Source organism: Chloroflexota bacterium (genome assembly GCA_016219275.1).
Lineage (GTDB): Bacteria > Chloroflexota > Anaerolineae > UBA4142 > UBA4142 > JACRBM01.
Genome location: JACRBM010000030.1, coordinates 1 through 10,878 on the forward strand (window position 1 = coordinate 1; position 10,878 = coordinate 10,878).

Annotated in this window: 10 protein-coding genes; 9 read left to right on the plus strand and 1 reads right to left on the minus strand. The window is 56.7% G+C overall.

The window, feature by feature from the left end:
• The first annotated feature begins 277 nt into the window (after positions 1-277).
• From fabF to HY868_06110, 5 genes are all read left to right on the plus strand, one after another.
• The gene (gene fabF, locus HY868_06090; GenBank protein MBI5301686.1) at positions 278-1,585 is read left to right on the plus strand and encodes a beta-ketoacyl-ACP synthase II; all 1,308 of its coding nucleotides are present in this window, start codon (positions 278-280) and stop codon (positions 1,583-1,585) included.
• A 43-nt stretch (positions 1,586-1,628) separates the two neighbouring features.
• The gene (locus tag HY868_06095) at positions 1,629-2,345 is read left to right on the plus strand and encodes an NERD domain-containing protein (GenBank protein MBI5301687.1); all 717 of its coding nucleotides are present in this window, start codon (positions 1,629-1,631) and stop codon (positions 2,343-2,345) included.
• Complete coding sequence (locus tag HY868_06100; GenBank protein MBI5301688.1) at positions 2,323-2,775, plus strand: PaaI family thioesterase; 453 nt, start codon at positions 2,323-2,325, stop codon at positions 2,773-2,775. The genes HY868_06095 and HY868_06100 overlap by 23 nt, the downstream gene beginning before the upstream one ends.
• Positions 2,776-2,862: 87 nt before the next feature.
• Positions 2,863-4,965 carry a hypothetical protein gene (locus tag HY868_06105; protein MBI5301689.1) on the plus strand — a complete coding sequence of 701 codons (2,103 nt, stop codon included), beginning with the start codon at positions 2,863-2,865 and terminating at the stop codon, positions 4,963-4,965.
• 93 nt (positions 4,966-5,058) lie between these two features.
• Positions 5,059-6,021 (plus strand): hypothetical protein, encoded by a 963-nt coding sequence (locus HY868_06110; GenBank protein MBI5301690.1) that lies wholly within the window; start codon positions 5,059-5,061, stop codon positions 6,019-6,021.
• Positions 6,022-6,061: 40 nt separating this feature from the next.
• On the opposite strand, the gene guaB is transcribed toward HY868_06110, so the two are convergent.
• The gene (gene guaB, locus HY868_06115; GenBank protein MBI5301691.1) at positions 6,062-7,501 is read right to left on the minus strand and encodes an IMP dehydrogenase; all 1,440 of its coding nucleotides are present in this window, start codon (positions 7,499-7,501) and stop codon (positions 6,062-6,064) included.
• A gap of 99 nt (positions 7,502-7,600) precedes the next feature.
• On the opposite strand from guaB, the gene HY868_06120 reads away from it, so the two are divergent.
• The 4 genes from HY868_06120 (at position 7,601) to HY868_06135 (ending at position 10,746) form a co-directional block, all read left to right on the plus strand.
• Positions 7,601-9,271: an alkaline phosphatase family protein gene (locus HY868_06120; protein ID MBI5301692.1), complete on the plus strand. Its 1,671-nt coding sequence runs from the start codon at positions 7,601-7,603 to the stop codon at positions 9,269-9,271.
• Positions 9,272-9,325: 54 nt separating this feature from the next.
• Entirely contained in the window at positions 9,326-9,766 is a 441-nt protein-coding gene (locus tag HY868_06125) for a CBS domain-containing protein (GenBank protein ID MBI5301693.1), read from the plus strand.
• A gap of 164 nt (positions 9,767-9,930) precedes the next feature.
• Complete coding sequence (locus HY868_06130; GenBank protein MBI5301694.1) at positions 9,931-10,305, plus strand: nuclear transport factor 2 family protein; 375 nt, start codon at positions 9,931-9,933, stop codon at positions 10,303-10,305.
• 267 nt (positions 10,306-10,572) lie between these two features.
• Entirely contained in the window at positions 10,573-10,746 is a 174-nt protein-coding gene (locus tag HY868_06135; protein ID MBI5301695.1) for an AAA family ATPase, read from the plus strand.
• Positions 10,747-10,878: the final 132 nt, after the last annotated feature.

A 10,878-nucleotide genomic window follows, 5' to 3' on the forward strand; every position in this document is an offset into this window, starting at 1 on the left:
GCGGTGAAATCGACAGGACGTTCGTATCGTTCTATAATCATGCTGGCCTCCGAGGGTTAGGATGGTATTCGGCAATACCAATCTTACTCCCTCGGTGGCCTGTGGCAAACTACGCTATTTCACATTTTCCAACAAGAACTAAATAGGTTATCGAGACCTTCCAGGTTTTGGAAACCTGGAAGGTCTAGTTCTGACATTGGTAAACTACTTTCATACATTTATTCCGACGGAGAAGTGAATGGGTTTGATTGAAACGCCGACGATGCCGCCGATTGAAATGCTCACCGACCGACGGCTCACCCCAGCAGAGCTGGAGCAACTTGCGGCGCATGCGCGCGCGCGTCCACCCCGCGTCGTTATCACCGGCATGGGCGCGATCACGCCACTTGGTTTGAGCGCCGAAGATTTTTGGCAGAACTTGCTCGCCGGAAAATCTGGGATTGCGCCCGTCACCTTGTTCGACCCGGCGCCGTACCGCACCCGCATCGCGGCAGAGGTCAAGGGATTTGATCCGCGTCGTTACTACGATTCGAAAGAAGCGCGTCGCCTGGGACGCGCGACCTTGTTCGCGGTTGCCGCAGCGCTGGATGCAGTGAAGGATGCGCGGATCAATCCACACTTTAACGAAAGCACGCGCGTCGGCGTGTTGATGGGCAGCGCCATCGGCGGCTTTGTCGAAGGTGTGCAAGAGCACGCGGTCTTTTTGCAAAAAGGTCCCGACCGAGTAAGCCCGCTCCTCTCCTCATTTCTGCTGCCCAACATGCCGGCGTTTTACATCGCGAATCATGTGCGCGCGCGCGGACCCAACTCGACGATCTCGACCGCGTGCGCGTCGGGCACGCAAGCTATCGGTGATGCCGCCGAGTGGATTCGTCACGGCGCCGCCGATGTCGTCATCACCGGCGGCGCGGAAGCGGTTATTTCCGGTATCGCGTTCGCCGGCTTTGGCGTCATGCGCGCCACCTCGACGCGCAACGACGATCCCGCGCACGCCAGTCGCCCGTTCGACAAAGATCGCGACGGGTTCATCCTCGGCGAAGGCGCGGCAGTTCTTATCCTCGAACGCCTGGATCACGCACGCGCACGCGGCGCAAAAATCTACGCCGAAGTCCTGGGTTCGGCGTGCAACTCGGACGCGTACCACTTTGCCGCGCCCGATCCGCAATCCATCGGCGCGACCCAGGTCATGCGCCAAGCGTTGCAAAATGCCAGCGTGACGATTGACCAGGTGGATTACATCAACGCGCATGGCACATCCACGCCGCTCAACGACGCGGGCGAAACGCTCGCGGTCAAAAACGTGTTCGGCGAACGCGCGTACCAAATCCCGATCAGTTCGACAAAATCTATGGTCGGACATTCGATGGGCGCAGCAGGCGCGTTCGAAGCCGTCGCCTGCGCGATGACCTTGCGCGATCAGCGCATCCATCCGACGATGAATTACGAAACGCCCGACCCGGCGTGCGATCTCGATTATGTGCCGAATGTCGCACGCGAAGCGGACGTGAACATTCTCATCTCGAATTCGTTTGGACTCGGCGGACAGAACGCGTGCCTCGTGATGGCGCGCTACACCGGAAAATAATCCCGCTCTTCGTTTCTCACGAGGAGCAACAAAAGGAATCATCATGCGAACAACGACGAACGAAAAACTGATTGCGCGACAGGTTAAGATCGCGCGCTACACGACGTTTGGCTCGCTCGGAATTTTGCTCGGCTCGCTAGTCATCGTCAATATATCGAACGCCAACTATATCGCGTTCGCGTATGCGACCCTGCTCGTCGGCTTTATGCTCGCGTACGTCGGCTCGACGCTCGGCAACGCGTGGATCAAAGAGCCGCGCGCCGATCACGCGCTCGAACGCGCGCTCAAGGGTTTCGACAACAAACATCATCTCTACAATTTCCTGCTTCCCGCGGCGCATGTTCTCGTTACGCCGCTCGGCGTGCTGGTTTTTCTCGTTAAAAATCAGGACGGCGCGATCACATGTCAGAACGGCAAGTGGAATCGCAAGTGGCACTGGGGACGATTGATCGGCGGGATGGGACAAGCCGCGCTCGGCGATCCGATTCGTGAGTTAGATCGCGACGTGACCAAGATGAAAGAATTCATCACGAGCCAGGTCGCCAATGGCGCGCTCGTACCGGTGGACGGCTACGTCGTGTTCAGCGATCCGCGGGTGAAACTTGATGTTGACGACGCGGCACTGCCCGTCGTGCGCGCAGACGACTTGAAGGAAACGCTCCGCAAAGTCAAGCGCGGCGCGCCACTCGCGAATGAATTGCAAAACAAACTGGCAAGCGTGTTGGATGAGACGGCGAATGGAAAAACAACCCAACAGTAGCATGTGCTTTGTTTGCGGACGCGATAATCCCATCGGCTTGCGAATGCAATTTTTTTCGGATGGGGACGGCTGCGTGTATGCCGACTATGAACCGCATGCGGAACACCAGGGTTATCCGGGCGTGATGCACGGCGGACTCGTCACCGCGATGCTCGACGAACTGATCGGGCGCACCGCGATTGCCAGCGACTTGTGGTGCATGACCGCGAAACTTGAGGTTCGCTTTCGCAAACCGGTGCCGATTGACGCGCCGCTCAAACTCAAAGGTGAAATCAAAAATAAAACCGGGCGCTTGATCGAAGGATACGGCGAAATTCGTTTGCCCGATGGCACCCTCGCCGCCGAAGCGCACGGCACGTACATCAGAATTCCGGATGCTCAACTCGACGAATACAAACGCGCGCTCGGCAACTGGCGCGTGGACGATTAGGAATTTTGGATTTTTAATTTCTGATTTTCGATTTTTGCAATTCGCGATTCGCAATTCGCTATTTGCAATGATTGTGGAGACAGTCGAATGCCGATAGACCTAAAAGACATGCCGCGCCCTCCCAGTGACAACGGTCGAGGTCTTCACGGCAGTTTGAACGCCGATTGGTCGGGCGGTGAAGCGGGATACGATTTCTGGATTAACGAACTCATCGCACTCGGCATCAAATGGTTCAAGGTCGTGGACGATCATGGCAGCAGTATTCCCTTTTGCGAAAAATTACTCGCGGCGGGAATTTTTCCGATTGTCCGCATTCTACGCCGCGACCCTCCCCCCAACGATTCGCCCGAACCAAACCCAGGACACCTGGGTCGCGCGGAAGAAGAAACGATTCGCAAACTCATTGCGCTGGGCGTGCGCTATTTTGAAACGAACAACGAACCGAATCGCAGCATCGAATGGAAACATAGCGCGATGCCACCCAACGCGCTCGAAGCCGCAAAACTCGTCGCGCTGAACTGGTTGTTCGATGCGCGCGTGATTCTCGAAGCGGGGGGGCTGCCCGGCTTGCCCGCGATCAGTGGCGGCGGAAATTTGGATGTGATGGGCGCGCTCGCCGCGCTCGGTCGGCAAAAGATTCTCTTGGAAGGATGTTGGATCGCGTTGCACAATGCGGGGATGAACCGTCCACTCGAATTTCCGGAACACCCGGTCAATCACTTGGGTCAGCCGTTGACGCGCGAACAGTACGAGCATGGCGCGTTCACCGAGTGGGCATGGTGGAACAATTCGCAAAACCGCGCGGAATCGCGCGATGAAATCAACGCGCTGCGCGCGGCGCGCCTTGCGCCGACGCAAACGATTCAGCAAGAGCACGCGTGTTTTCGCGAATTCGAGTACTATAACGCGCTCGCGATGAAATACCTGGGGCGCTCAATTCCGATCATCAGCACCGAGGGCGGATATCAGATCGGTCGGCGCGATTATCCGCGCTACCCACGCGTCACACCCGCGCTGCAACGCGACCTGACCGTCGCGATGTTTGACTGGATGCAACGCCAAGCGCCGGATTATTATTTCGCCGCGACCGCGTGCGCGCTGGTGGGTACGCTTGGACGCGAGCAAGATGCGTGGTACGGTGCGTACTGGCGCGACGCATTTCAAAACGGCACCGATGGCTTTGACGGCTTTCCAAAAATCGCCGTACCCAGAGCCGAGATTGGCGAATGTTTGCCGGTCGTGGACGCGGTCAAAGCGATGCCGAACCTCGCGCGACGTTTGCCAGGAATGCAACCCACACCGCCCATCGCAGTACAACCGAGCAAACCACCCGCGCCGCCGGAAAAAAGAATCGAACGCCCTGGGTTAGCGAATCTATTCTCCGATGTGCCACTGCCGCCAACGCCTACGCGCGCGTCCCAGCCAAGCGTTGAACCTAAACCGCGCGTAGTTGAATCGTCAATCGAGTTGCCGCCGCCATCACACGCGGCTGAACCCAGCATCGCGCCGGTCGAATCGCCGGTCGAGTTGCCACCGCCACCACGCGCGGTTGAGCCCAGCATCGCGCCGGTTGAATCGCCGATTGAATTGCCGCCGCAGCGCGCGGCAGAACCTGGATTCGCCCCAATTGAATCGCAAATAGGACCACAAGTGTCTGTGCCCGAGCCGCCACCACTCATCGAAGAAATCCCGGATGAAACACTGCCGGTCGAAGCAACCGACGAGCCGGTCGAAATTGTCGCGCCGATGCCGGAGATTGAACGCGTCGAATTGCCGTTCGATGTCGAATGGGACTTTCGCCTCGACGCGTTGAATGTATCGGTTGAACTTGCGGAGACGCGACGCGGCGAAACGTATTGGCGATTGGTCAGCGCGGTGTACGAGGGACCGGGCGAATCGGGCGACAGTCATCATATTTTCTACACAGTACTCGATGAACTACAACAACCGGTCGCCCATCAACGCGTGTGGCAAGGATGGAGCGATAATCAAACCGACGCAGTGACGAATGATCGCGGCGAAACGACGATCCCGTTGTGGCAATCGTTTACACCGAACGACGGCGAGACCGGACCATACACGGCATGGATCGAGGGGTTGCCGTGCGACCGCGTCATCGGGCTGGGTCTGCCGCTCAAGCGTCACGTCAACTTCCGCGTGACCTGGCGACGTTCCGTGTCACGCAAATAACGTGACGGCTCATCCTTGCGAGGGTTTGTGCGATGCTTCGGCAACGCGACTGGAAACCTTCGCAAGGATGATCTGCATCTTCAAGGAGCAGGATTGAAAAAAACACGAATTGCGCTGTTGGCGGCGGCATCCATCGTGATGCTGGGATTGATCGGCGGCTTGGGATTTGGGGTATGGTTGGGCTTGACGTTGTGGCCCCTCCAGGCGAGCAATGTAGACGTTAGCGATCTCCGCGCGGAGGCGCAAGAAGAATTGATCGTGTTGACTGCGAACACGTTCGCGGTTGACGGTGATCTAGATCGCGCCGCAGAACGTCTGCGCCAAATCAAGGATCCCAAAATCGGCGACCGCGTTGCAATTCTCGCGCGCAATTACGCGTTAAATAACGATCCGTCCGCCGCGCACCTCGCGCAACTCGCGGAAGCGCTCGGCGTGACCGGTCCTGAACTCGCGCGAATTGCGCGCACCGCGACGCCGACGCGCACCCTCACGCTGACCCCCACCAGCACGCCGACGATGATTCCTTCCGCCACGCCGACGCTCACACCCAGCCCAACGATCACGCCAACGCGCACGGCAACGCGCCGCCCGACCGCGACACGCACCACCGTGCCGGTGGGTACGAACTGGATTCCAGGTTATCCAAGCAGTTGGCCCGGCGGCGTCAAGTACGAACCGATCAACGTGGCGTCGGGGCAAAAGTATTGGCGTGTGGTCAAAGCCATTTACTGCGACCTACGCGACAAGCACGACTATTGCCAAAATCTACCGGGGGGAGATGACCAACAAGGTATCTGGGTGAGTTTGATTGACGCGAACGGCGCACGTACGAGCGCGCCTTTGCTGGTGACCAGACCTGACGGTAATCGTGCGGCGTCGAATGACATCGGCGTCGAGAAATCCCCCACCGATATGTGTAACTGCAATTACTCTTTCTTTGCCAACGGCTGGCCCATCCAAGTTGAAGGCGCGCCGAGTGACAAGATTAGCGGACTGGCGATGACGGCAAACTATCACGTCAGATTCTTTATCACATTCCAATTGTTGACGCGATAGAAAAAACCTGGAAGGTTCTAGAAACCTTCCAGGTTTTTGATTACAACACCTCGACATCGTGCGGATGAGATTCACGCAACCCAGTGGAGGTCATGCGGACGAACTCGGCTTTCTCCTGCAATTCCGCAATCGAGTGCGCGCCGCTGTAACTCATCCCCGACTGCAATCCGCCGACGAGTTGTCCCAGGATTTCACGCGCCTTGCCGCGATACGGCACCGCGGCTTCGACTCCTTCGGAGACGTACTCGTCAATTTCTTCCTGGGTCACGTCCCCTTCACCCTCGCGCGCTTTTCGCGCGACGTTCGCCTGCGCCGACGCCATCCCGCGCGACGTTTTGTAGCGATGTCCTTTGCGCGTCATCATCAACCCAGGACTCTCGTCCGTGCCGGCAAGCAGACTGCCGATCATCACCGATGATGCGCCGGCGGCAATCGCCTTCGCGACATCGCCGGCGCTTTTGATGCCGCCATCCGCGATGATTGGAATGCCTGCCTCACGGGCGGCGTCCGCACATTCGATCACCGCCGACAGTTGCGGTACACCCGACCCAGCGACGACGCGCGTGATACAAATCGAACCTGGTCCCACGCCGACCTTAATCGCGTCCGCGCCCGCGTCCATCAAACGTCGCGTGCCTTCAGCAGTCGCCACATTGCCGCCGATAATTTGCGCGGCTGGAAAATGCCGGCGGATGCTCTTGATCATTTCGATTTCGAGCGCGGAATCGCCGTGCGCGATGTCTACGACGATGCAGTCCGCGCCGGCGGAGAGCAGACGCTCGACGCGTTTCAACTCTTTCTCACGCACACCGACTGCCGCGCCGACCGCCAAGCGTCCGCGCGTGTCTTTGGTCGCCAACGGAAAACGCACAACTTTGAGAATATCTTTCATCGTGATGAGTCCAACCACACGACCGTGGGCATCCACAAGCGGCAACTTTTCAATGCGGTGTTCGTGCAGAATGTGTTCGGCTTCGTGGAGCGTCGTATCTGGCGGCGCGGTGACAACCTGGCGTTGCATCAAATCGGCAATCGGTCGCGCGTCGTTATTCTCGAAAAGTAAATCGCGCGTCGTCACGATCCCGACGAGATGTCGCGCGTCGTCGAGAACCAAAATCCCGCCCGTGCCGGTCTCTTCGACCATCTCTTTCACTTCGCCCACCGTGTTCGATTGGCGCATTGTGATCGGCTCGTCCACGACGAACGATTCGGATTTTTTCACGCGCGCGATCTGCGCGACCTGATCCTCGATGCTCATAAAACGATGAATGATGCCGATGCCGCCCTCGCGCGCCATCGCGATTGCCATTTCACTTTCGGTTACGGTGTCCATGTTCGCCGAGACAATTGGAATCTGTAATGTGATTCTTGGGGTCAAGCGCGTTTGGGTGTTGAGTTTTTTGCGCGTGGAGACATCGGAATACTGCGGGACGAGCAACACATCGTCGTACGTCAGCGCCAACTCAGGACGGATTTTCATTTCGCCTCCTCGAACAGAGATTCACCGCGCGCGATTATAAGCCACTTGACCGATGTATGCAACGTTTCTATAATGCCTTCACCAAAATTGGAGAGAGAAATGTCTAAAGTTGTTTGCATTGGTCTCGATGGCGCGACGTTCGATCTGATCAAGCCGTTCATCGCGCAAGGTAAATTGCCAACATTCAAAAAATTGATGGGGAATGGCGCGTTCAGCGAACTGCGCTCGACGGTACCGCCGGTCACGGCGTCCGCGTGGTCGTCGTTTATGACCGGCAAAAATCCCGGCGCGCACGGCTTGTTCGATTTTATGCAACGCCGCGATGATTCGTACGACCTCGCGCCGGTCTCCGCACTGGATCGCGATGGCAAAGCGATCTGGGATTTGGTTGGCGATGCCGGCAAAAAAGTGATCGTGATGAATGTGCCGGTGACGTGGCCCCCCCAACCGGTCAATGGCTTGCTCGTCACTGGAATGCTCACGCCGCGTAACGCGGAGAATTATACGTTCCCGAAGGAACTCGCGGAGGAAATCAAATCTGCCATTGGCGAGTACATTGTTTATTCGGACGAAGTGTACTCAAAGGGTCGCGGCGACATTTTTCTTGACGCGCTCAAGCACTCGGCGAATCAACGTGTGTGCGCCACCGAATATCTTTTGCAAAAATATCCCTGGGATTTGTTCGTCCTCGTGTTTCCGGAAACGGATACGGTGTCGCACGGCTTGTGGTCGTCGTACGATGCAACGCACCACGAACACGACCCAGCCGAAGCGGCGAAATTCCGCGACGGCATTCTCGAAATCTATCAACACATTGATGGATTGCTTGCGCGACTATTATCTGTCACACCTGCACTGCACGCAAGTGCAGGGGTGACAGATACCTCCGTCATCCTAATGTCCGATCATGGTCACGGTCCCGTTCGCAATTTTCTCTACGTCAACAACCTGCTCGCGCAACGCGGCTTTATGAAATTCAAACCGAACCTCGCATCACAACTCAAACGCGTCGCGTTTCAACTGGGACTGACACCGCGCTTTGTGTACAACATTTTGCTCGCGTTCGGACTCGGCAAGTTGCGGCGAACGCTCGATAAGCGACGCGGCGGGCGCGGACTGCTCAAGCGATTTTTCCTCTCGTTCGCAGATGTGGACTGGTCGCGCACAACCGCGTACTCGATCGGGTACATCGGCGAAGTTCACATCAACCGGCGCGGGCGCGAGCCGCAAGGTATTGTTTCTCCGGGCGACGAATATGAACGTGTGCGCGCGGATGTAATCAATTGTCTACGCGAATTAAGGTCGCGCGATGGCGCGCCGCTCGTCGAACACATCTGGAAGAAGGAAGAAATTTATCGCGGCGTGCATCTTGACCAAGCGCCGGACATTTTGTTCCTGCCGCGCAATCTCGAAACGATTGCCTTCGGCGATTTTGAATTCGGGTCGAACAAGATTATCGAGCCGTCGTTTGGCGTGTCGTCGTCGCATCGGATGAACGGCATTTTCATCGCGAACGGCGCGGGCGTAAAAAGTACCGGCGAATTTTCCGGTGCACAGTTGATTGACCTTGCCCCTACGATTTTGCACTTGATGGGCTTGCCCGTGCCAACAGATATGGATGGACGCGTACTCAGTGAGGCGCTTGCTGATACGCGCGCGGTCGAGTACGGCGGCACATCGGAAAAGAGCGCGACGACGACGGAAGGATATTCGGATGAAGAAGAACGCGAAGTGATGGAGCGTTTGCAAGACCTCGGCTATATCTCTTGACAACAGGAGCAGAGATAAATAAACTCTGGGAAGTTCCACTCGAACAAAGGAGGAATGACAATGATTGTCGCTCAACTCTTACAAACCAAGGGAAGCGCCTTGTGGTCTATCGCGCCCGACGCAACGGTGTATGCCGCGCTCGAACTGATGGCGCAAAAGGACATTGGCGCGTTGCTTGTGCTCGACGGCGATCAGGTCGTCGGCATTTTATCCGAGCGCGACTACGCGCGCAAGGTCGCGCTGCAAGGCAAGATCACCGAAACAACGCGCGTCCGCGAAATCATGACGACGAACGTGATCTATGTCAGCCCGGAGCAAACGGTCGAAGATTGCATGGCGCTGATGACCGCCAAACGTGTGCGCCATTTGCCGGTGCTGGCGCAAAACAAATTGGTCGGCTTGGTTTCGATTGGCGATGTGGTCAAGTCGTTGATCGCCAACCAGGAATTTCTGATTGGCGAACTCGAAAAGTACATCGTCGGGACACGCAACTGATCGCGCGATTCTGCTGACGAAAACAAAACGGCTGGACAAACCACTGAGGATTGACTTGCATTGCAGACTAATCACCTCAGAGGGCGGATTAGACTGCAAAATCGCGGGCTAATAAATAGCTGGCTGGCTCTTTCTCAGTCCGGTATCGCACATGGAGGTTCCCAATGTCCGAGCATGTGACTATTCAGTTGTTGAAGGGCTTCCTGGAAGCATTTAATCTCCACGATCTAGATTCCATCATGGGCTATTTCGCAGATGACTGCGTCTTCTACATGCCAAGAGGCGCCAATCCTCGTGGCGATCGCTATGTCGGGAAGAAGGAGGTGCGGGCAGGCTTGGCAAAACGATTTGAAGGGATTCCGGATGTGCATTATGGGGACGATCAGCACTGGACCTGTAGCGATTTCGGTGTCTCTGAATGGACACTTACTGGCACATCTACGTCAGGGCAACACATCGAAGTGCGGGGAGTTGACCTGCTTGAGTTCGCTCAGGGGAAGATCATCCGCAAGGATTCTTTCTGGAAAATACTAGAGTGACCAGCAAGGTCAGCGAAACATGCTAGCGAGATTGCGCGACCTTGTTTCTGCATTTCAACCAGCCCGCGCAAACACCATAACAAGAGTATGCGCAGGCTCGACTCCGAAATATTGACGTGCTGCCCATGAAAAGTACTGATCTGGGCATAAAGCCAGCTAACACAGCGAGCAGCGGACGGCTGGGAGTCTGCGCGATTTACAGGCATTTTCCACGCCTCAGCAGAATCCAGCTCCCAAGCAGAGTCCACGCCTGCCCAGCCGCCGCTAATGCAAACCGTTGGGCACCGAGCGGAGCACTTTGCAAATATGAGCAGACCATTCATTATTGTAGTAACTGGGCGACCAGGTTCAGGAAAAACCACTCTTGCACATGAGCTGTCGAAGCGGATTCATTGTCCAGTTTTCTGTCGCGATGAGTTCAAAGAGGGGTATGTACTTTGACAATGTCAGATTAGGATGAATCGTCGTGTGCTTGATGGGCACGCAAACGACTGCTCGTCGAGCGCGCGCGATTGACCAAATGCGTGACGATCAGTTGACGTGCGCTTTCGGGTGTCAATTGGGGCACTGGCA